Genomic DNA, 20344 nt, shown 5'->3' with positions numbered 1-20344 from the left:
GGCACGACAGCGCCGGGGCGACCGGTCGGTGACAGAAAGGTTCCCATCCTCTCGCCCCAGGCCACTCCAACGGCAAGCGCCGGCCTACCGGCGACAGGAAAGTTCCCATGCTGTCACCGCCGACGGGCCGGTCGAAGACCGAAAGGTTCCCTTCCTGCCACCCCGGTTCGCCGCACGTCCCGCGCGTTGGTGACAGGAAGGTTCCCTTGCTCTCCCGGATCAGGCCCGGTAGCGGGTCAGGCTGCGGTGCAGTCGGTAGAGATTCCTGTCGGCCACGGCCTCCGAGTGATGGGTGCTGCTGGCGGCTGCGGCTTCGTCAGCCCATTCCTCGTAGATCAGCACTCGGGTGCCGTCGACGTTGATGTGGAAGTGCGCGGCGATAAGCCCCGGCGGCAGCTCGGGCGTGATCTGGCTGCGCGCATCGTCGGCCAGCTGCCGCGCCTGCTCGATGTTATCGGTGTCGTAGGTGAAAACCGCGACCAGATCGCCGTGTCGAGCATCTGGTGCGATGACGCTGCCGTGCAGGCGGTATCTGACAAGCCCCGGGCGTTCGATGCCAGGCACGGCCTCGTCGATGCCGCGTACCAGGGTCGGCCGGTAGGTCCGGACGAATTCGCGGTGAGCGTCGTCGTCGGTCCACTGCGCGTAGTTCAGCACCGTGGTGCCGTCGTCGCTCACGAAGCAGTTCAACGACAGGAATGCCGACGGCCACGGTGCGACGCGCCACTCCGCGATCGTCGAGTCCACAGCGTCGCGCTGTCGCTGCGGGGTGCCCACGAGCCACGGGCTGACCAGGATCGTGCCGACGTCGGATCGGGTGATGTCGGGCAGGTCGCTGTGGCCGGTCGTCATCGGGCCTCCTTGTGAGCATCGGCTACGACCCGATCCTCGAACCTCTACCTAGGTAGAAGTCAAGCCACCACCGCCGCGATCCGGCCGGCCGCCGCGCGTGACAGGAAAGTTCCCTTGCTCGCATCCCCGCTCGGCGGCACCTGGAATGACAGGAAGGTTCCCTTCCGCACCTCGCGGCGGCTGGCGCTGGCTTCGTCGTGACAGGAAGGTTCCCTTGCTCGCACCCGGGGTTCGGCGAGGCGTTCTCGGCGCCGGCGTGGGCGGCTCCCCTGGCCGGGTGGCCGGGGCCGTGGGGTGATCCACCACGGAGTGATGTGCCCGGCGCTCGGGGCCGATGTGTGATCGCCTCGGCGCGGGCAATGCCAACGCACTACGGAGGAATCGATGCGACGTCTGCTTGCCGCCACCCTGCTCACCGGTCTCGCCGTGCTGGGCGCCGCCGGAACGGCCGCTGCCGCCGACGGTCCCCAATCGTCGCCAGTGGACCCGCTCCTCGCCGCGATCGTCAGTAGCCCGCAGGGGCTGAACCAGCAAAGCCAGGTGAGCCACAACGAACAGCACAAGCACCACCAGGTGCAGCAGCACCACGTGCAGACCTCTTCCCCGCACGGGCAGCAGGGCTTCGTCCAGACGCACGAGCAGTCGTCGATCAGTTGACCAGCCGGCAACGTCGCGCCCCATTCGTCGAAGGCGGGTGGGGCGCGGTGCGCTGTGCAGCGCCGCTAACCAGCCAGTGCAGAAAGTCGCGATGGACCTGCCCCGCGGCACCGCGCCAAACTCCACTGCGACAAGCATCGAGAGCGGAGGAACCTTGCGCGCTCTGGTGAAGACCTCACCCGCGCCCGGCCTGGAACTGGCCGAGCTCCCCGACCCGACCCCCGGCCCGGACGAAGTCGTGGTGCGGGTGATGCGCACCGGGATCTGCGGTACGGACCTGCACATCGCGTCGTGGGACGAGTGGGCTGCCCGCACCGTGCCGACGCCGCTGGTGGTCGGCCACGAGTTCGCCGGGGAGGTGGTGGCCACCGGCGCCGCGGTCACGCGGGCAGCGGTCGGCGACTTCGTCAGCGGCGAGGGACATCTGGTGTGCGGCCGCTGCCGCAACTGCCTCGCCGGCCGCCGCCACCTGTGCGCTCACACGCAGGGTCTCGGGGTGCACCGCAACGGCGCGTTCGCCGAGTTCGCGGTGCTGCCGGAGCAGAACGTCTGGGTGCATCGTGGCGAGGTCGATCCGGATGTGGCGGCGATCTTCGACCCGTTCGGCAACGCGGTGCACACCGCGCTCAGCTTCCCGGTCATCGGCGAGGACGTGTTGATCACCGGCGCCGGGCCGATCGGGCTGATGGCCGCGGGCGTGGCCAAGCACGCCGGTGCGCGGCACGTGGTGATCACCGATGTCAGCGAGCACCGGTTGGAGTTGGCCCGGCGGGTCGGGGTGGATCTGGCCGTGGACGTTTCGCAGACCAAGATCGCCGACGCGCAGCAGCAACTGGGCATGAGCGAAGGCTTCGACGTCGCGATGGAGGTCTCCGGGAAGCCCGAGGCGCTGCGGGAGACCGTGGCGAACATGGCGCACGGCGGCCGGATCGCGATGCTGGGCCTGCCCGCCGAGGACTTCGCGCTCGACTGGAGCGCCGTGGTGTTCAAGATGCTCACCGTCAAGGGCATCTACGGCCGCGAGATGTTCGAGACCTGGTATTCGATGTCGGTGCTGCTGGAATCCGGCCTGGACCTGAGTCCGGTGATCACGCACCGATTCCCGTACACGCAGCACGCCGAGGCCTTCGAGACGGCCCGCAGCGGCCGCTGCGGCAAGGTCATCCTCGACTGGACAACGAAGGGGTCCGCCTGATGTACACGATCGCTGACGACGTCCGCGCCGAGCTGGACGAGATCCGCGCCGCCGGGCTGTACAAGGACGAGCGGGTGCTGGACTCGCCGCAGAGCGCGCGGGTGGGCGTCGGCGGCGCCGAGTTGCTGAACTTCTGCGCGAACAACTACCTGGGGCTGGCCGACCATCCCGCGCTGCTCGCCGCCGCCGAGGCGGCGCTGGCGAAGTGGGGCTTCGGGATGGCGTCGGTGCGGTTCATCTGCGGCACGCAGGCCCCGCACAAGGAGTTGGAGCGGCGGCTTTCGGAGTTCCTGGGCACCGATGACACGATCCTGTACAGCTCGTGCTTCGACGCCAACGGCGGGGTTTTCGAGACGCTGCTCGACGACCGGGACGCAGTGATCTCCGACGAGCTCAACCACGCGAGCATCATCGACGGCATCCGGTTGTCCAAGGCCCGCCGCGGCCGGTACCGGAATCGCGACATGGCCGATCTCGAGCGGCTGCTCAAGGAGAACTCCGACGCGCGGCGCAAGCTCGTCGTCACCGATGGCGTGTTCTCGATGGACGGCTATCTGGCGCCGCTGGACGAGATCTGCGCGCTCGCCGAGAAGTACGAGGCGATGGTGATGGTCGACGACTCGCACGCGGTCGGGTTCACGGGCCCGACGGGTGCGGGCACTCCGGACCTGTTCGGCGTCGCCGACCGGGTCGACGTCGTCACCGGCACGCTCGGCAAGGCGCTCGGCGGCGCCAGCGGCGGCTACGTGTCCGGGCGGGCCGAAATCGTCGAGCTGCTGCGGCAGCGTTCCCGGCCGTACCTGTTCTCGAACTCCCTCGCGCCGTCGATCGTTGCCGCTTCGCTGGCCGCGCTGGATCTGGTCGCCGCGCAGCCGGAGTTGCGGGAGCGGCTGCGGGACAACAGCTCGCTGTTCCGCCGCCGGATGGCCGAGGAGGGCTTCGACCTGCTGCCCGGCGAGCACCCGATCATCCCGGTGATGATCGGCGACGCGGCCGAGGCGGCGCGGATGGCGGATCTGCTGCTGGAGGAGGGCATCTACGTCATCGGCTTCTCCTACCCCGTGGTGCCCAAGGGCAAGGCCCGCATCCGCACCCAGATGTCGGCCGCGCACCGCGCCGAGGACGTGGAACGGGCGGTTTCGGCGTTCGTGGCGGCCCGGGATCGGATGGGTACCATCTCCAGGTGATAGACCCCCGGCGGTTGCAGGTGCTTCGCGCGCTCGCCGACCACGGCACCGTGCGCGCGGCGGCGGAGAAGCTCTACCTGACGCCGTCGGCGGTGTCGCAGCAGCTCACCGCGTTGGAGAACGAGGTCGGGCAGCCGCTGCTGGTCCGGCAGGGCCGCCGGGTGCGGCTGACCGCGGCCGGTGAGCTGCTGGTCGAGCACGCCAAGGCGGTGCTGGCCGAGCTGGAGCGTGCGGAGGCGAGCTTGGCGGCGTGCGCGGCGGGCACCGTCGGCACAGTCGAGGTGGCGTCGTTCGCTTCGGCGATCACGCAGGTCGTGGCGCCGTCGATCGTCGCGTTGCGGCAGCAGGCGCCGGACGTGCGGGTGCTGGTGCGCGATGCCGAGGCGCACAACAGCCTGATGATGCTGCTGGCCGGGGAGATCGACATCGCGATCTCGATGGAGTACACCTCGACGCTGCAGGCGGATGCCCGCCGGGTGAGCCGGTTCCCGCTGTACGCCGAGCCGTTCGACGTGGTGCTACCGCCGAACCACCCGCTCGGTTCTGCCGGGGAGGTCGCGCTCGACGAGCTGCGCGACGACGACTGGATCGCGCCGCTGCCGGGCAACCCGTGCCGCGCGGTGGCCCAGGTGTGCTGCGAGAACGCCGGGTTCGTCCCGAACATCACGCACACGTCGGATGACTTCCACGCGGTGGTGGCGCTGGTCGCGGCGGGCACCGGTGTCGCGTTGGTGCCCCGCACGGCCATCGTGGCCGGCCAAGACGTGGTCGCGCTGCCGGTCGCTGGCAAGCCGCCGACCCGCCGGGTCTTCGCCGCCGTCCAGTGTGGACGGGAGGAGCACCCGCTGGTCCGCGTCGTGCTGGACGCGCTGCTGGCGAGCAAGGACCGCGGATCTACTCGCCCCTCATGATGAGGCGGTCGATCCGGGCGATGGTGCCGGCCGAACCCGTGTGGTGATGTCCGGTCTGGCCGAGCTCTTCGGCAACGGCGACATGGCCGGCGGTGTCGTCGATGAACAGGGCGTCGCGCGGATCGGCGTTTCCCGGGCGCCTTCCAAGCGGTGCCGGATGGGAGCAAGGGAACCTTCCTGTCACATCGCCCGCCGAACCTGCAGCATGGGAACCTTCCTGTCACCGGCCGGGCCGATGGCGGCGTTCGGCCGGCGACAGGGGTTCAGGGCAGCAGGAGGGTTCGGCCCGGTGTGGTGCGCGCTGCGATCGCCGTGTGCGCGTCGGCGGCTCGTTCCAGCGGGAAGGTCTGGCCGATGGTCGGTTTGATGCGACCTGCCGCTGCCTCCGCCAGGGCACGTCCGGTCACCGGTTTCTTCTCCTCCGGCGTGGGTTGCACGTCGAGTAGGCCGACCACGGTCACGTTGCGCAGCTGCGCCTCCGCCGGGTGGATCTCGGCGAAACCGCCGCTGGCCGCGCCGTACGTGTAAACGCGGGCACCGGCGTTGGCCACCTCGAACGCCGCGCGGCCGAGTCGACCACCGACACCGTCGAAGACGACGTCGACGCCGCCTGTCAGCTTTCGCACCTGCTCGGCCCAGTCCGGTGTCGCGTAGTCGACCGGCTCGCCGCCCAACTCGCGAACCAGGTTCAGCTTCGTCTCACCACGCGCCGCGCCGACGACCTGAGCACCGGCGGCACGCGCCAGCTGCACGAGCACCGACGCCGCACCCCCGGCGGCCCCGGTGACAAGCACCCGTTCGCCGGGCTCGATCCGCGCATGCTCGGCGAGGAACATCGCCGTGGTTCCGTCGTGCAGCAGTGCAACCGCTTCTCGCGGATCCAGCCCGTCCGGTACCGGGAGCAGCTCGGTTTCGTCGACGACGGCCAGTTCCGCGTAGGTGCCGCCGTTCGCAGTGCTGGCGACCACCTCCCGCCACAGCCAGCTGGGGTCGACACCGTCGCCGGCGGAAACCACCACTCCTGCGACGCCGTTCCCGGGCACGTACGGCGGATTCGTGGCGAAGTACTCCTGGCCCCAGCCCTCGCGCAACTGGGTGTCCAGGAACAGAACGTCCACTGCGGAAGCACGCACCGCCACCTGCCCCGCACCCGGCACTGGATCGGCGGCCTCCACCACGGTCAGCACTTCCGGGCCACCGAATTCGGTCACCTGCACCACTCGCACGTCGATCAGCCTCCTCGTTCGACGACTGCGAACAGCCTCGAACCTCGACCATGCTGGAAGTCAACCCCGCCGATCCGGCCCGTGCGGCTGACAGGAAGGTTCCCTTGCTCGCAGCGGCACGCAGCACGAGTGGGCCGACGACCGGATCGGCTGCAGGAGGATGTTTCGCCTGCTCAATGCCCGTGAGTGGTTTTCGACGTTATAGAGGCTGTTTTGGATGTGGTGACGTGCGAATGTGGCAACGCGGGCGTTTTGTACTTGAAGCGGCGCAGCCGCTTAGCCCACCCACGCAACCGGCACCGCCGCGGGTTCTCAGAGGCCTTCTCGCGAGGACAGCCCCGACGTAGTGAATTGGTCATTCATGATGTCGGGGATCCCACAGCGAGAAGACCGCGGTGACTCCCGCAGGGGGGCCGCCACCCGCACCGCCACGCAGAACGAGTTTGGAAACAGCCTCTATAGCGACCAAAAGTACTCACGGGTCCTGAGCAGGCGAAACCGCGGCCTCACCGGCGTTGGGTGTCAGCGGACCCTGGCACCGCGGCGCCAGACGGCGTGAGTGAGGGGAACGCCGGGGCGGTAGGCGAGCCATGTCGTGCTCGGCGCGTCGAGGATGTGGACGTCCGCTCGCGCGCCGGGCCGGAGCACGCCGACCGCGCCGTCACCGGACTCCCGGCGCAGCGCCCGCGCACCGCCCAATGTCGCCGCTCGCACCGCCTCTTCGATGCTCATCCGCATCTGCAGCACGGCCGTCGCCACGCAGAACGCCATCGACGACGTGTAGGAAGAACCGGGATTGCAGTTGGATGCCAAGGCGACCGTGGCACCGGCTTCGATGAGTGCCCGGGCATCCGGCAGCGGCTGCCGCGTGGACAGATCGCACGCGGGCAGCAACGTCGCCACGGTGTCCGAACCCGCCAACGCGTCCACATCGGACTCGGTGAGGTAGGTGCAGTGGTCCACACTCGCGGCGCCGAGTTCGACGGCCAGCTGCACGCCGGGCCCGGGCCCGAGCTGGTTGCCGTGCACGCGCAGCCCCAGTCCGCGTTCCTTCGCCGCCACCAGGATTCGCCTGGACTGGTCGACGTCGAATGCGCCCTGCTCGCAGAACACGTCGCACCAGCCCACGTGCGGGGCCACGGCGTCGAGCATCTCCCCGCGCACCAGGTCCGCGTAGGTGTCCGCGTCCTCGCCCGGCGGCACGAGATGCGCACCGAGGAACGTCACCTCGTCGGCTTCGGCGGCGATCTTCGCGGCCCGCAGCTCTTCGGCGACCGTCAGCCCGTAGCCGGTCTTGGTCTCCATGCACGTCGTGCCCTGCGCGGCGGCTTCGGCGATGTGCTTGCGCAGGTTGGCGGCCAGCTCCTCGTCGGTGGCGGCCCGCGTCGCTTCCACCGTGACGGCGATCCCGCCCGCCTGGTAGGACTGCCCGGCCATCCGCGCGGCGAATTCCGCAGTGCGGTCCCCGGCGAACACCAGGTGCGTGTGGCTGTCGACCCAGCCCGGCAGGACCGCTCGCCCGGCCGCGTCGAACCGCTCGTCCGCATCCGGGGCGCTGGCGGCGGGGCCGGCCCAGACGACCCGGTCGCCGTCGATGACCAGCGCGGCATCGGTGAGCGTGCCGAGCTCGTCGTCGTTCGTCGTCAGCTCGCCGATTCCAGTAATAACAGTGCTTGTCATCGTTGTTCGTTCCTTGCTCGTCGTATCGTCAAGTGCTCGTGAGTGAACATTCCGGTAAGAACCGGAACAATCGCTCACGAGCGCAGCGCGGCGATCGCGTCGCCGAGCTCGCCCGCCGCATCGATCGCTTGGTGCCTGCCGTCCTGCACGATCCGGCGCCCGTCGGCGATCACCACCCGCACGTCGTCGGCTCGCGCGACCGCCGGGATCGCCTCGGGCGCGACGCCGGCCAGCCGGGTCGAGCCGAGATCCACCGCCACGAAGTCGGCGCGGGCACCGGTTTCGAGCCGGCCCGCGTCGGCCCAGCCCAGGGACCGGTGCGCGGCCTCGGTGGCCATCGCCAGCAGCTCGCCGGCCGCGAAGTGCCCGCGGGTCTCGGTGTCGAGCCGCAGGTAGGACTCGACGGCCTGCACCTCCGCGAACGGGTCGATCACCGAATGCCCGTCGCTGCCTACGGAAAGCGGGCTTCCCGCGACGCCCAACGCCGCCGCCGGGCCGATCCCGTCGGCCAGGTCGGCTTCGGTCGTCGGGCACAGGCACACTCCGGTCGCGCTACCGCCCAGCAGCGCCACGTCGGACGCGGCCAGGTGCGTCGCATGCACCGCCGTCACGCCGGGGCCTAGCGCGCCGCGCGAATCCAGCAGTTGGGTCGGCGTGCAGCCGTGCGCCGCCAGGCATGCCTCGTTCTCGGCGCGTTGCTCGGACAGGTGCACGTGCAGCGGCGCATCGTTCTCGCGCGCCCAGCCGGCCACTTCCGGGATCTCTTCGGCGGGCACCGCGCGAACCGAATGCAGTGCCGCGCCGAGGCGAACCTGATCACCGTCCACAGTGCACCGATCGATCCGGTCGATCCAGCTCGCCGCGGAACCGTCCGAGAAGCGCAGCTGCACGCCGTCCAGCGACCGGCCGAAACCGCCTGCGAGGTAACAGGTGTCCAGCAGGGTGAGCCTGATTCCCGCATCCCGCGCGGCTTGCGCGAGGGCCTGGCCCATCGCGTTCGGGTCGTCGTAGCGGGTGCCGTTCGCGGCGTGGTGCAGGTAGTGGAACTCGCCGACGCAGGTGATCCCGGTCAGCGCCATCTCGGCGTAGACGCCGCGGGCGAGCCGGTAGTAGCTGTCCGGATCCAACTGCTCGGCGACCCGGTACATCTGTTCGCGCCAGGTCCAGAAGGTTCCGCGCGCACCGTCGTGCCAGCCGCGAAGCGCGCGGTGGAACGCGTGCGAGTGCGCGTTGGCGATGCCTGGCAGCGTCATGCCCGGCAGCCGTTCGGCCTGCTCCGGCGGGTTCTGCGCGGAGCCGACGCCGGTGATGCGGCCGGCGTCGACTTCGAAGAGCACGCCCCGCTCGGGTCCGCTCGGCAGCCAGGCCCATTCGCACCAGTACGTGGTCAACCGCCTCACCCGGCCAGGTCTTCCAGGACCCGTGCGAGCGCGTGCGCGCCGGAATCGCAGTCGCCAGGCTCGGCGTGTTCCTCCGGGGCGTGGCTGATGCCGGTCGGGTTGCGCACGAAGAGCATCGCCGTCGGCACCTCGGCGGCGAGGATTCCCGCGTCGTGCCCGGCTCCGGTCGGCAGCGCCGGAGCGTCGCCGAGCAGGCCGCTGAGCCGGTCGCGGAACGCGGCGTCGAAATGCACGGTGTCGCCGTAGGACTCCTCGGTCACCTCGACCTGACAGCCCTCGGAGGCGGCGAACTCCGCAGCGGCTCCGGACAGGTCCTCGACCATGGACCTCGTCGACCGGTCGTCCGGCGACCGCGCGTCCAACCAAGTGTCCACAGTGGACGCGATGACGTTGGTGCCGCCGGGATTCGGGACCAGCCTGCCCACCGTCGCCCGGCCGCCGTCGACGCCCGCCGCGATCCGGCGGGCTTCGAGGACGAGCCGCGACGCGGGCAGCATCGGGTCGTGGCGGTCGGCGATCAGCGTCGCGCCGGCGTGGTTTCCCTGGCCGCTGAACCGGAATCGCCACCTGCCGTGCGCCAGGATCGACGACGCGACCGCCACCGGGCGATCCAGGTCGATCAGCCCGCGGCCCTGTTCCACGTGCAGCTCGACGAACTGCCCGATGCGCCGCAATGCCGCCTCGTCCCGCCCCAGCCGGGCCGGGTCCGCGCCGAAGGAACGCATGGCCTCGGCGAACGTCACGCCGCTCGGATCGCGGAGCGCGCGGGCCCGGTCCGCGTCGATGGTTCCGGCGAGCAGCCTGGATCCCAGGCACGGCACGCCGAACCGGCCGCCCTCCTCCTCGGCGAAGACCACCACCGCGAGCGGCTTCCGGGGCGTGAAACCCTTGGCCCGCAACAGATCCACCGCGCTCAACGAGCTGACCACGCCGAGCGGGCCGTCGAACGCGCCGCCGCCGGGCACCGAGTCCAGGTGGCTGCCGGTCACCACCGCGTCATCGCCCGGTTCGCCCCACCACGCCCAGATGTTCGCGTTCTGGTCGGTGGTGACGCGCAGGTCGCGAGCCTCGGCCTGCTCGACGAACCACTCGCGCAACTCCCGCTCGGCGTCGTCGAAGACGTGCCGGGAGTACCCGCCCCGGCGCCGGTCCGCGCCGACATCGGCGATGGCCGCCATCAACTCGTTCGGTCCCGCCACATCCGCTCCTCAATGCCTGTCCGTGACCGCCGCCTCGGGTGGCGCGCAATTTCGCGAGAAATTGCGCTCTACCCGGGTGATTGCCGATTTCGCGCGAAATCGCGCCGCCGTTCAGCCGACCAGGGGCGTTCGGATGCCGCGCTCGGCGGCGACCTGCTCCGCCCGGTCGTAGCCCGCGTCGACGTGCCGGATCACGCCCATGCCCGGGTCGTTGGTCAGCACCCGCGCCAGCTTCTGCGCCGCGAGTTCCGTGCCGTCGGCGACCGTGACCTGGCCCGCGTGCAGCGACCGCCCCATGCCGACCCCACCGCCGTGGTGCAGCGACACCCACGTCGCGCCGGAGGCCGTGTTGACCAGTGCGTTCAGCAGCGGCCAGTCCGCGACCGCGTCCGAGGTGTCGGCCATCGCCTCGGTCTCCCGGTACGGCGAGGCCACCGACCCGCAGTCCAGGTGGTCGCGGCCGAGCACCAGCGGCGCCTTGAGCTCGCCGGAGGCCACCATCTCGTTGAACCGCAGGCCCGCCTCGGCGCGCTCGCCGTAGCCGAGCCAGCAGATCCGCGCGGGCAGGCCCTGGAAGGACACCCGCTCGCCGGCCAGCCGGATCCACCGCGCCAGGTGCTCGTCTTCGCCGAACAGGTCGAGGATCGCCCGGTCGGTCTTGGCGATGTCGGCCGGGTCGCCGGACAGCGCCGCCCACCGGAACGGGCCCTTGCCCTCGCAGAACAGCGGCCGGATGTAGGCGGGCACGAAACCCGGGTAGGCGAATGCCCGCTCGTAGCCGCCGAGCTGGGCCTCGCCGCGCAGCGAGTTGCCGTAGTCGAAGACCTCCGCCCCGCCGTCGAGGAACCCGACCATCGCCTCCACGTGCTTGGCCATCGAGTCGCGCGCCCGCTCGGTGAACTCGTCGGGCTTCTTCGCCGCGTAGTCGGCCCAGTCGTCCAGGTCGACGCCCAGCGGCAGGTAGGACAGCGGGTCGTGCGCGGAGGTCTGGTCCGTCACGATGTCCGCGGGCACGCCGCGCCGCAGCATTTCGGGCAGCAGCTCGGCGGCGTTGCCGATCACCGCGACCGAGTACGCGCGCCGCGCGTCCTTGGCCGCCACGGCCTTCTCGATCGCGGCGTCGAGGCTGTCGGCGACCTCGTCGAGGTAGCCGTGCCGGACGCGGCGGTGCGCGTGCTCGGCGTCGCATTCGACGACGAGCGCGACGCCCTCGTTCATCGTCACCGCCAGCGGCTGCGCGCCGCCCATGCCGCCGAGCCCGGCGGTGATGGTCAGCGTGCCCGCGAGGCTGCCGCCGAAGCGGCGGGCCGCGATCGCGCCGAACGTCTCGTAGGTGCCCTGCAGGATGCCCTGCGTACCGATGTAGATCCACGATCCGGCGGTCATCTGGCCGTACATCATCAGGCCGAGCGCGTCGAGGCGGCGGAACTCCGGCCAGTTCGCCCAGTCGCCGACCAGGTTGGAGTTGGCGATCAGCACCCGCGGCGCCCACTCGTGAGTCTGCAGCACGCCGACCGGCTTGCCGGACTGCACCAGCAGCGTCTCGTCCTCGCGCAGCGTCGTCAGTTCCCGGACCATCGCGTCGAACGACGCCCAGTTCCGCGCCGCCTTGCCGGTGCCGCCGTAGACGACGAGGTCGTCGGGCCGCTCGGCGACCTCCGGGTCGAGGTTGTTCTGCAGCATCCGCAACGGTGCTTCGGTGCTCCAGCTTCGCGCGGTCAGCGTGCTCCCGCGCGGGGATCGCACGGGTCGGGCTTCGCTCATGGCAACCTCCGGTCCACTGTGGAGTTCGTGAAGCCGGCGGCGGCGTTGCGCACCGCGCCGGAACGGATCAGTTCCTCGGCCGCCGCGATCTCCGGCGCGATGTGGCGATCGGCGCCGGGGCCCGGGACGCGGGTGCGCAGCAGGTCCCGCACGGCGCCGGTGGCCGGCCCCGGCCGCAGCGGCGCGCGCAGGTCGAGGGCACGCGCAGCGGTGAGCAGCTCGACCGCGAGCACGGTCGTCAGGCCGTCGATGGCGCGGCGGAGCTTGCGGGCCGCCGACCAGCCCATCGACACGTGGTCCTCTTGCATCGCGCTCGTCGGGATCGAGTCGACCGACGCGGGCACGGCGAGCCGCTTCAGCTCGGCGACCACGCCGGCCTGCGTGTAGTGCGCGATCATGTGCCCGGAGTCGACGCCCGGGTCGTCGGCGAGGAACGCGGGCAGCCCGTGCGAGCGCGCGACGTCGAGCATCCGGTCGGTGCGGCGGTCGGACATGCTGGCGACGTCGGCCAGCGGGATGGCGAGGAAGTCCAGCGCGTAGGCCAGCGGCGCGCCGTGGAAGTTGCCGTTGGACTCGACCCGGCCGTCGTCGAGCACGACCGGGTTGTCGATGGCGGCCGCGAGCTCCCGGTCGGCCACGGCTTCGGCGTGGGCGACGGTGTCCCTCGCCCCGCCGTGCACCTGCGGCGCGCATCGCAGCGAGTACGCGTCCTGCACGCGCGTGCAGTCGGGGCCCCGGTGGCTCGCCATGATCGGCGAGTCCGCCAGCAGCGCCGACATCCGCGCCGCGGACACCGCCTGCCCCGGGTGCGGGCGCAGGCGCTGGAGGTCGGCGGCGAACACCCGGTCGGTGCCCAGCAGCGCCTCCACGCTCATCGCCGCCGTCACATCGGCCACGTCCAGCAGCGCGGACAGGTCGTGCAGCGCGAGCACCAGCATGCCGAGCATGCCGTCGGTACCGTTGGTCAGCGCCAGGCCTTCCTTCTCCACCAGCACCACCGGCTCGATGCCGGCGTCGGCCAGCGCTTCGGCGGCCGGGCGCAGCCGCCCCGAAGCGTCGAAGACGTCGCCTTCGCCGATCAGCGCGAGTGCGACGGACGCCAGCGGCGCGAGGTCGCCGGAGCAGCCGAGCGAGCCGAACTCGTGCACCACCGGCACGATGCCTGCGTTGAGCATCGCCGCCAGCGCGTGCGCGGTCTCCAGGCGGGCGCCGGTGCGCCCGGTCGCGATCGTGTGCAGCCGCAGCAGCATTTGCGCCCGCACCACCTCCGGCTCCACCGCCGGGCCGGCGCCGGCCGCGTGCGACCGGACGAAGGACTGCTGCAGGGCGACGCGCCGATCGCTCGGGATGTGCCGCACGGCCAGCGCCCCGAAGCCGGTCGACACCCCGTAGGTGGGGCGCTTCTCGGCGGCGAGCGCCTCGATGTGCTTGCGCGTCGCGGCGATGCCCTGCTCGGCGAGCTGGGTCAGTTCCACCCGCGCCGCGGCGCGCGCGACGGCCACGACCTGCTCGCGGTGCAACGGCTCCGGACCAACATTCAGCATGTCGTCCTGCATATCTCCATACCAGCGCGACGGCGCTACCGGCAGAAGCCCGGATGGGGTGAGAATGTCTGGAATACGAGACCGGAACCCGAATGGAGGCGGTCGTGGGCGGCAGCAGCGACGTGCCGGCGCTGCGGCGCGGGCTGGCCATCCTGCGGGTCCTCGCGGGCCGCGCCGGGCCGGTGTCGGCCGGCGTCATCGCCCGCGACCTGGACCTGCCCAGGTCGACGACCTACCACCTGCTGGCCGAGCTGGTCGCCGCCGGCTTCGTGACCCACCTGCCGGAGGAGCGGCGCTACGGGCTGGGCATGGCGGCCTTCGAACTCGGCTCCGCCTACCTGCGCCACGACCCGCTGGAACGCCTCGCCGGGCCGCTGCTGCGGCGGCTGGTGGACCAGGTCGGCTGCACCGCGCACCTGGGCGTCCTGCAAGGCGGCGAGTCGCTGTACCTGATCAAGGAACGCCCGTCCCAGCCGCAGACGCTGGTCACCGACGTGGGCGTCCGGCTGCCCGCGCAGCTGACGGCGTCCGGGCGCGCGATGCTCGCACACCTGCCCGCCGCGCAGGTGCGCGCCCTCCTGCCGTCCAGCGAGCGGTTCGTGCTGCGCACCGACCGGGGCCCGCGGAACCTGCCAGAACTGCGCGGGCTCCTCGCGGTGGAGCGCCGCCGCGGCTGGGCGGTCGAGGACGGTTTCGTGACGGCGGGCTTCGCGTCGGTGGCGTCCGCGGTGTTCGACCACGGCGCACGCCCGATCGCGGCGATCAGCGTGACGTTCCGCCACTTCTGCGACACCCCGGGCGGCGAACCCTGCGCCGAAACCTGGCCCGACCTGGCCGCCCAGGTCCACCAAACGGCCACGGAGCTGACCACCAGAATCAGCGGCCGCACCGCGTGACAGCAAAAATGCATGCACCGGATGCATGCTAACGTGGACCCATGACTAACGTGCAGGTCAGAAACGTTCCCGACGACATCATGGACGCCCTGCGCGCTGAAGCGGAGGAACACGGGCGTTCGCTTCAGCAGCACCTGCTTTCCGTGCTGGAAGAGCACACGGCGCGAACCCGGATGCGGAACATGTTCGCTGAGCTCGACGCGGTTCTCGGCAACGAGCCGGTGCTGACCAAGGACCCCGCGGAAGCGGTCCGCGAGCTTCGCGACGAACAAGACGCGCGCGACGCTGATCGCGCCGAGGGACACTCATGAGCACGGCCGTGATCGACGCCAGTGTCTGGTGCGACGCGCTGCTGCCTGGGGAGCGCCGCGCAGCGGCCCGGGCGGCACTCGAGTCGTACACCAAACTTGCCGCGCCCGAACACCTGCGCTTGGAAATCGCGAATGTCCTGCGCCGTCATGCGCGGAACGAACTCAGCGACGTCCAGGCGTCGGCGGTGCTCAACGTCATCCGGGAAATGGCGATCGAAGTCGTTCCCACGGCCGACCTGCTACCGAGGGTGTGGGAGCTGCGCGGCAACCTCACGGCTTACGAAGCCGCCTACGTCGCGACAGCGGAACATCTCGGCGCCCCGCTGCTCACGCGAGACAAGGGCCTGCTTGCGCAGGCTGGACTCGTGCGCTGCGCGATCCAAGCCGTCTGACCGGCGAACACTCACGAGGATCAGAGGCCTGCCGAGGCGACGAATTCCTTGGCGACGTCCGCCGGGTTGGCCTTCTCGACCTCCAGCTTGCGGTTGAGCTCCGTGAGCTTGTCCGTGTCGAGGGCGCGGGACACCTTGTTCAGCGCCTCGGCCTGCTGCGGGCTCAGCTTCCCCTTGTGCACCAGCGGAACCACGTTCTGCGCCGGGAACATGTTCTTCGGGTCGTCCAGCTTCACCAGGTTGTTCGCCGCGATCTGCGACGAGGTGGTGAACAGGTTCGCCACCTGGATCTGCCCGCCGGTCAACGCGTTCACCGTGATGGTGCCCGCCTCCACGGGGAGGATCTCCTTGAACCGGCAGCCGTAGTCCTCCGCGATCTTGGCTTCCCAGCGGGACTTCCACTCCGCCGGCGCGCCGAGCACGAGCTCGCCGCAGCGCGGCCCGAGGTCGGCCATCGAGCGCACCCCGGTGCCCGCGGTGGCGGCGGTGACGGTCAGCACGTCGGAGTCCTCCGCCGGGGACTGCTCCAGCAGCTCCATCTCGCCCGGCGCGACCTTCTTCAGCTGGTCGTAGACCTGCTGCGTCTCGGTCGCCGGCGACTGCGGGTCCAGGTACTGCAGCAGGTTCCCGGTGTAGTCGGGCACCACCGCGAGCTCGCCGTTGCGCACCGCGTTCACGTAGAACTCCCGGGCGCCGATGCGCGGCCGGGTCTCCACCTCGGCACCGGTGGTCTTCAGCGCCTCGGCGTAGATGTGCATCAACAGCTCGCTCTCGGCGAAGTCCGCCGAGCCGACCACCAGCGCGCCACCGGCGTCCCGGTTGGCCTCCAACGGGTTCTGCGAACCGCAGCCGGTCAGCAGCAGCGCCGCCGCGGCGGCGCACACCAGCAACCGCTTCATCAATCCTTACCTCCTCGTCGGGCGGCCAGCACCAGACCGCGCGGCACCAACAGCCGGGTCGCGCCGGCCAACACCAGGTCGAGCAGGACCGCGAGCACCGCGATGACGATCGCGGCCGAGGCCATCTGCGCGTAGTCGCTGATCTTCAACCCGTCCAGCAGGATCCGCCCCAGCCCGCCGAGCCCGACGTAGGCCGCGACGGCCGCGGTGGCGACCACCTGCAGCATCGCGCTGCGCACGCCGCCGAACAGCAGCGGCAGCGCGGTCGGCAGCTCCACCTGCCACAGCCGCTGCATCGGCGTCATGCCCATGCCCTTGGCCGCGTCGACCGCGTCGGCGGGCGCGTTGCGGACCCCGGCGTAGGCGCCGGAGAGGATCGCCGGGATGGCGAGGATGACCAGCCCGGCCAGCGCCGGGCCTTCCCCGAGCCCGAATCCCAGCACCAGCAGCGTCACCACGCCCAGCGTCGGCAGCGCCCGCATCGCGTTGCTGAGCCCCACCACGAACACCGCGCCGCGCCCGGTGTGTCCGATGTAGACGCCGAGCGGCACGGCCACCACGGATGCGACGGCGACCGAGAGCACGCAGTAGTACAGGTGCAGCAGGGTTTGCGCCAGGATTCCGCCCGGCCCCGTCCAGTGCGCCGGGTCGGTCAGCCAGGCGATCAGCTCGCCGATCATGCGCCGCTCACCCCCGCCCGCGCCCACGGCGTCAGCATCCGCCACAGCGCCACCAGCAGCAGGTCGACCACCAGGGCCAGCAGCACGGTAAGCACGATGCCGACGATGATCTGCTCCGGGTAGTCCAGCTGGAATCCGGCGGTGAACAGCCGCCCCAGGCCGCCGATGCCGACCAGCGCACCCACGCTGACCAGGCTGATGTTGCTGACCGACGCGACCCGGACGGCGGCCGCCAGCACTGGCACCGCCAGCGGCAGCTCCACGGCCAGGAACCGCCGGCCGGAGCGGTAGCCCATCGCGGTCGCGGCGGTGACGATGTGCGCGGGCACCGAGTCCAGGGCGTCCCGGACCGGCCGCACCAGCAGCGCCGCGGTGTAGAGCGTCAGGGCGATGATCACGTTGACCGAGGAGAGCAATGGCGTGCCCAGCAGCCCGGGGATGATCACGAACAGGGCCAGCGACGGGATCGTGTAGAAGATGTTCGCGCCGCCCTGCAGCAGGCCGCGCAGCCAGCGCACCTGCTGCGCGAGGCGGCCCAGCGGCAGCGCCACCAGGACCCCGAGCAGCAGCGGCAGCAGCGCGAGGTAGATGTGCTGGCCGAGTTGCTCCAGCACCATTTCCCGGTTGCTGGGGCTTTCGAAGAAATCGATCATGGCAGCCCTTCGCCGGCCTCGCGGCGATGCTGCTCGATCAGGCCGAGCACGTGTTCGGCGGTGATCACGCCGACGTAGCGGCCGTCGCCGTCGACGACGACGCCGAGCCCGGACGGCGCGGACAACGCCGCGTCCAGCGCTCCGCGCAGCGCGGTGTGCTGGGTGTGCAGCGAGCCGCCGGCGACCAGCTGCGCCTCAGCCAGCTCACCATCCACAGTGGAGCCCGGCGGGAGCCAGCCGCGCGGCCGGCCGTCGCCGTCCAGCGCGAGCCGCCAGCGCTGCTCCGGCGCCACCCGCGTCCCCACCTCGACCGTGGCCACCGGTTTCGGGCTCAGCCCGTCGGAGTCCACGAAGGACAGTCGCCGGTAGCCGCGGTCCTTGCCGACGAAGGAGGTCACGAAGTCGTCGGCCGGCTCCGCGAGCAGGTCGTCGGGCGCGGCGTACTGGACGAGGTGCCCGCCCTGGCGCAGCACCGCGACCTTCTCGCCCAGTTTCACGGCCTCGTCGATGTCGTGCGTGACGAACAGGACCGTCTTGTCCAGCTCGTCCTGCAGCCGCAGCAGTTCGTCCTGCAAGCCCTCCCGCACCACCGGGTCCACGGCGCTGAACGGCTCGTCCATCAGCAGCACCGGCGGATCGGCGGCCAGCGCCCGGGCCACCCCGACGCGCTGCTGCTGACCGCCGGAGAGCTGCGCCGGGTAGCGCTTGCCCAGCTCCTGCGACAGCCCCACCAGCTCCAGCAGCTCGCTCGCGCGCCGCCGCGCCTCCTGCTTGCTGCGACCGTCCAGCACGGGCACCGTCGCCACGTTGTCGAGCACGTTGCGGTGCGGGAACAGCCCGGCCTGCTGGATCACGTAGCCGATGCCGCGGCGTAGCTGCGCGGGATCGCGCCGGCGGACGTCGTCGCCGCCCACCAGCACCGTTCCCGACGACGGCTCGATCATCCGGTTCACCATCCGCATCAGGGTGGTCTTGCCGCACCCGGACGGCCCCACCAGGACGGTGATCGTGCCAGCCCCCACCGACAGGCTCAGCTCTTGGACGGCGACAGTGCCGTTGTCGTACTGCTTTCGCACGGCCTGGAACTCGATCAACCGAGCCCCCTCGTAGATCGTCGCGGTCCCCCAAACCTGGCCGACCATAGCCGGATCGGCGGAATCGTGCGATCGACCGATACCTTCACGTGATCTTCTCAACAGCCCGCTCCCACGAACTGAGAACCGGCGCGGCAGCGGCGGCGCCAGGCACGCCGTAAGGTTGAGAACCCGATGAACACTGCTCAGCACCCCGCAACTCCCGAGCCCGTCGACGCCGTGCACGCGGTGCTCGCCGACGCCGGAGTCCTCGCCCGACGGCTGCGCGAAGTCCTCGCCCAGCTCGCCGAAGACGCGCTGCCGCTCGACGAACTGATCCGCCGGACGGCCGTCACGCGGCGCACGGTCGAAGACCTGCTCGCCGCCGCGTGCCCCGACGTCGAAGCCTCCGGCGACGCGTACCGGCTGACGCCGGAAGCCCGCGACCGCTACCGGCAGCGCTTCGCGCTGGACGAGCTGCGCGCGGCTGCGCCCACCGGCGCCGAGCAGCTGGAGCGGGTGCGCGACTTCGTCGAGAGCGGCCCGGCGCCTACGGCGGCGCTCGACCACGTGACGGCTACGCCGGAAACCGCGCTGCGCCGCGCCGAATGGCTGCGCGACAACTACGACCTGCGCGGCGCGCAGGTGCTCTGCCTGGGCGACCACGACCTGACGTCGTTGGCGTTGAGCATGGTCGTGCCGTCGGCGTCGGTGACCGTGGTGGACGTCGACGAGCGCATCCTGGAGCACATCGACTCGGTCTCGGCCGAGCACGGCTTCGCCGTCCGCACGTTGCACGCCGACCTGCGGTTCGGGGTGCCGCCGGTGCTGGAGAGCTGCGCGGACCTGGTGTTCACCGACCCGCCGTACACCCCGGAGGGCATCGGGTTGTTCGCGACTCGGGCCGCCGAGTGCCTGGCCGGCCCGAACAGCCGACTGCTGATCGCCTACGGCTACAGCCCGCGGACCCCGGCGCTGGGGCACAAGGTGCAGCAGGAGCTGCTGCGGCTGGGCATGGTGTTCGAGGCGATCCTGCCGCGGTTCCACCGGTACTTCGGCGCGCAGGCCATCGGCAGCGCCAGCGACCTGTACGTGTGCCAGCCGACCGCGCACACCCGCAAGCTGGCGCTGCGCCAAGCACCGGGGATCTACACGCACGGCCCGCAGTCGGTGGAGGCGCTGGAGGCCTCCGCGCCCGCGGAGTTCCTGCAGGCGATCGGCGAGCGGGTCGGCGGCCCGGTCGCGTCGCTGCGGGATCCCGGCTGGCCCCGGCCGATCCGGCAGCAGCAGGGCGCACCGGTGTTCGACCTGCGGGCCGACCCGGGGCCGTGGCTGCTGCGGATGTTGTTGGCCTGCAACGCCGATCGCGCCGGATTCGTGGTCCCCAACAACCACCCGGACATCACCAGCGAGCGCGCTCAGCACGCCCTTTCCGAGCTGGTCGCGGCGAAGTACCGGCTGCGGTTCCACCGCAGCAGCCCGGACTCGAAGCACGCGATCCTGGTGGCGGATCTGGCGGAGACCCCGACGGTCGCGCACTACCTGCTGACCCGGGCGCACGGCAAGGTCGGCAACGTCTGGCGGGAGGCGCTGATCGCGCACTCCGAGGCGGACCTGACCAAGCGCGAAGCCCGGGAACGGGTCGCCGCGCTCGCCTCGAACGCCGCCGACCTCGAACTGCGCCTGATCGACCTGCCCCGCCACCGAATCGCCGAACTGCTCCGCTCCGCGACGCCGTAACGGCCGTGAATTCCCTGGGGCGCCGGCGTTTCCGCTGGCAACGGGGCCGTGTGTACTTTGTGCTGCTATAGCGACACAAAGTACA

At 71.1% G+C, this 20344-nt stretch carries 19 protein-coding genes; 8 read left to right on the top strand and 11 right to left on the bottom strand.

The genetic code is table 11. The features are described 5' to 3' along the window. Positions 1-219: 219 nt before the first annotated feature. Positions 220-852, bottom strand: coding sequence for a hypothetical protein (locus AB0I53_RS09580; protein WP_358599116.1), 633 nt, complete (start codon positions 850-852; stop codon positions 220-222). A 384-nt stretch (positions 853-1236) separates the two neighbouring features. Here AB0I53_RS09580 and AB0I53_RS09575 point away from each other — a divergent pair, with 384 nt between their 5' ends. The 4 genes from AB0I53_RS09575 (at position 1237) to AB0I53_RS09560 (ending at position 4802) form a co-directional block, all read left to right on the top strand. Beyond that, positions 1237-1509, top strand: a complete 273-nt coding sequence (locus AB0I53_RS09575) for a hypothetical protein (protein WP_358599113.1) — start codon at positions 1237-1239, stop codon at positions 1507-1509. Between the two features lie 154 nt (positions 1510-1663). Next, a complete protein-coding gene (gene tdh, locus AB0I53_RS09570; RefSeq protein ID WP_358599111.1) occupies positions 1664-2704 on the top strand; it encodes an L-threonine 3-dehydrogenase in 1041 nt (346 codons plus the stop codon). Continuing rightward, complete coding sequence (locus AB0I53_RS09565; protein ID WP_358599108.1) at positions 2704-3891, top strand: glycine C-acetyltransferase; 1188 nt, start codon at positions 2704-2706, stop codon at positions 3889-3891. The genes tdh and AB0I53_RS09565 overlap by 1 nt, the downstream gene beginning before the upstream one ends. After that, complete coding sequence (locus AB0I53_RS09560; RefSeq protein WP_358599105.1) at positions 3888-4802, top strand: LysR family transcriptional regulator; 915 nt, start codon at positions 3888-3890, stop codon at positions 4800-4802. Before AB0I53_RS09565 ends, AB0I53_RS09560 begins: the two co-directional genes overlap by 4 nt. Before the next feature lie 263 nt (positions 4803-5065). Here AB0I53_RS09560 and AB0I53_RS09555 read toward each other — a convergent pair whose 3' ends face one another. The 6 genes from AB0I53_RS09555 to hutH form a co-directional block, all read right to left on the bottom strand. Continuing rightward, the gene (locus AB0I53_RS09555) at positions 5066-6028 is read right to left on the bottom strand and encodes a zinc-binding dehydrogenase (protein WP_358599102.1); all 963 of its coding nucleotides are present in this window, start codon (positions 6026-6028) and stop codon (positions 5066-5068) included. A gap of 522 nt (positions 6029-6550) precedes the next feature. After that, the gene (gene hutI, locus AB0I53_RS09550) at positions 6551-7708 is read right to left on the bottom strand and encodes an imidazolonepropionase (protein WP_358599099.1); all 1158 of its coding nucleotides are present in this window, start codon (positions 7706-7708) and stop codon (positions 6551-6553) included. A 74-nt stretch (positions 7709-7782) separates the two neighbouring features. Next, positions 7783-9099: a formimidoylglutamate deiminase gene (locus tag AB0I53_RS09545; RefSeq protein WP_358599096.1), complete on the bottom strand. Its 1317-nt coding sequence runs from the start codon at positions 9097-9099 to the stop codon at positions 7783-7785. Positions 9100-9104: 5 nt separating this feature from the next. Further along, positions 9105-10286 carry an allantoate amidohydrolase gene (locus tag AB0I53_RS09540; protein WP_358599392.1) on the bottom strand — a complete coding sequence of 394 codons (1182 nt, stop codon included), beginning with the start codon at positions 10284-10286 and terminating at the stop codon, positions 9105-9107. A gap of 132 nt (positions 10287-10418) precedes the next feature. Next, positions 10419-12071 carry a urocanate hydratase gene (gene hutU / locus AB0I53_RS09535; protein ID WP_358599093.1) on the bottom strand — a complete coding sequence of 551 codons (1653 nt, stop codon included), beginning with the start codon at positions 12069-12071 and terminating at the stop codon, positions 10419-10421. Then, positions 12068-13627, bottom strand: coding sequence for a histidine ammonia-lyase (gene hutH / locus AB0I53_RS09530; RefSeq protein ID WP_358599090.1), 1560 nt, complete (start codon positions 13625-13627; stop codon positions 12068-12070). Before hutH ends, hutU begins: the two co-directional genes overlap by 4 nt. Positions 13628-13719: 92 nt before the next feature. On the opposite strand from hutH, the gene AB0I53_RS09525 reads away from it, so the two are divergent. Genes AB0I53_RS09525 through AB0I53_RS09515 form a run of 3 tightly spaced genes read left to right on the top strand, consistent with a single transcriptional unit; the run spans position 13720 to position 15214 of the window. Next, a complete protein-coding gene (locus tag AB0I53_RS09525; protein WP_358599087.1) occupies positions 13720-14511 on the top strand; it encodes an IclR family transcriptional regulator in 792 nt (263 codons plus the stop codon). A 41-nt stretch (positions 14512-14552) separates the two neighbouring features. Further along, a complete protein-coding gene (locus AB0I53_RS09520) occupies positions 14553-14822 on the top strand; it encodes a hypothetical protein (protein WP_358599084.1) in 270 nt (89 codons plus the stop codon). Beyond that, on the top strand, positions 14819-15214 hold the full coding sequence (locus AB0I53_RS09515; protein WP_358599081.1) for a type II toxin-antitoxin system VapC family toxin: 396 nt from the start codon (positions 14819-14821) through the stop codon (positions 15212-15214). The genes AB0I53_RS09520 and AB0I53_RS09515 overlap by 4 nt, the downstream gene beginning before the upstream one ends. A 20-nt stretch (positions 15215-15234) precedes the next feature. Here the strand turns inward: AB0I53_RS09515 and AB0I53_RS09510 are convergent, their stop codons facing one another. Genes AB0I53_RS09510 through AB0I53_RS09495 form a run of 4 tightly spaced genes read right to left on the bottom strand, consistent with a single transcriptional unit; the run spans position 15235 to position 18588 of the window. Beyond that, positions 15235-16113: an ABC transporter substrate-binding protein gene (locus AB0I53_RS09510; protein WP_358599078.1), complete on the bottom strand. Its 879-nt coding sequence runs from the start codon at positions 16111-16113 to the stop codon at positions 15235-15237. Beyond that, the gene (locus AB0I53_RS09505; protein ID WP_358599389.1) at positions 16113-16793 is read right to left on the bottom strand and encodes an ABC transporter permease subunit; all 681 of its coding nucleotides are present in this window, start codon (positions 16791-16793) and stop codon (positions 16113-16115) included. The genes AB0I53_RS09510 and AB0I53_RS09505 overlap by 1 nt, the downstream gene beginning before the upstream one ends. Continuing rightward, positions 16790-17446: an ABC transporter permease subunit gene (locus AB0I53_RS09500; RefSeq protein WP_358599075.1), complete on the bottom strand. Its 657-nt coding sequence runs from the start codon at positions 17444-17446 to the stop codon at positions 16790-16792. The genes AB0I53_RS09505 and AB0I53_RS09500 overlap by 4 nt, the downstream gene beginning before the upstream one ends. Then, positions 17443-18588 carry an ATP-binding cassette domain-containing protein gene (locus tag AB0I53_RS09495; RefSeq protein ID WP_358599072.1) on the bottom strand — a complete coding sequence of 382 codons (1146 nt, stop codon included), beginning with the start codon at positions 18586-18588 and terminating at the stop codon, positions 17443-17445. Before AB0I53_RS09495 ends, AB0I53_RS09500 begins: the two co-directional genes overlap by 4 nt. Positions 18589-18714: 126 nt before the next feature. On the opposite strand from AB0I53_RS09495, the gene AB0I53_RS09490 reads away from it, so the two are divergent. Continuing rightward, complete coding sequence (locus AB0I53_RS09490) at positions 18715-20259, top strand: bis-aminopropyl spermidine synthase family protein (protein ID WP_358599069.1); 1545 nt, start codon at positions 18715-18717, stop codon at positions 20257-20259. Positions 20260-20344 lie beyond the last annotated feature (85 nt).

It is taken from the genome of Saccharopolyspora sp. NPDC050389, from assembly GCF_040655595.1.
Taxonomy (GTDB): domain Bacteria; phylum Actinomycetota; class Actinomycetes; order Mycobacteriales; family Pseudonocardiaceae; genus Saccharopolyspora.
The sequence above is the reverse complement of the archived record's forward strand: the minus strand, read 5'-3'. Positions and strand labels throughout refer to the sequence as shown.

Excerpts from the sequence above, each read along its gene's own strand:
- AB0I53_RS09580 (WP_358599116.1), bottom strand. The coding sequence starts at position 852 with ATGACGACCGGCCACAGCGACCTGCCCGACATCACCCGATCCGACGTC.
- AB0I53_RS09575 (WP_358599113.1), top strand. The coding sequence starts at position 1,237 with ATGCGACGTCTGCTTGCCGCCACCCTGCTCACCGGTCTCGCCGTGCTG.
- AB0I53_RS09565 (WP_358599108.1), top strand. The coding sequence starts at position 2,704 with ATGTACACGATCGCTGACGACGTCCGCGCCGAGCTGGACGAGATCCGC.
- hutI (WP_358599099.1), bottom strand. The coding sequence starts at position 7,708 with ATGACAAGCACTGTTATTACTGGAATCGGCGAGCTGACGACGAACGAC.
- AB0I53_RS09540 (WP_358599392.1), bottom strand. The coding sequence starts at position 10,286 with ATGGCGGCCATCGCCGATGTCGGCGCGGACCGGCGCCGGGGCGGGTAC.
- hutU (WP_358599093.1), bottom strand. The coding sequence starts at position 12,071 with ATGAGCGAAGCCCGACCCGTGCGATCCCCGCGCGGGAGCACGCTGACC.
- hutH (WP_358599090.1), bottom strand. The coding sequence starts at position 13,627 with ATGCAGGACGACATGCTGAATGTTGGTCCGGAGCCGTTGCACCGCGAG.
- AB0I53_RS09520 (WP_358599084.1), top strand. The coding sequence starts at position 14,553 with ATGACTAACGTGCAGGTCAGAAACGTTCCCGACGACATCATGGACGCC.
- AB0I53_RS09515 (WP_358599081.1), top strand. The coding sequence starts at position 14,819 with ATGAGCACGGCCGTGATCGACGCCAGTGTCTGGTGCGACGCGCTGCTG.
- AB0I53_RS09510 (WP_358599078.1), bottom strand. The coding sequence starts at position 16,113 with ATGAAGCGGTTGCTGGTGTGCGCCGCCGCGGCGGCGCTGCTGCTGACC.
- AB0I53_RS09505 (WP_358599389.1), bottom strand. The coding sequence starts at position 16,793 with ATGATCGGCGAGCTGATCGCCTGGCTGACCGACCCGGCGCACTGGACG.
- AB0I53_RS09500 (WP_358599075.1), bottom strand. The coding sequence starts at position 17,446 with ATGATCGATTTCTTCGAAAGCCCCAGCAACCGGGAAATGGTGCTGGAG.
- AB0I53_RS09495 (WP_358599072.1), bottom strand. The coding sequence starts at position 18,588 with ATGGTCGGCCAGGTTTGGGGGACCGCGACGATCTACGAGGGGGCTCGG.
- AB0I53_RS09490 (WP_358599069.1), top strand. The coding sequence starts at position 18,715 with ATGAACACTGCTCAGCACCCCGCAACTCCCGAGCCCGTCGACGCCGTG.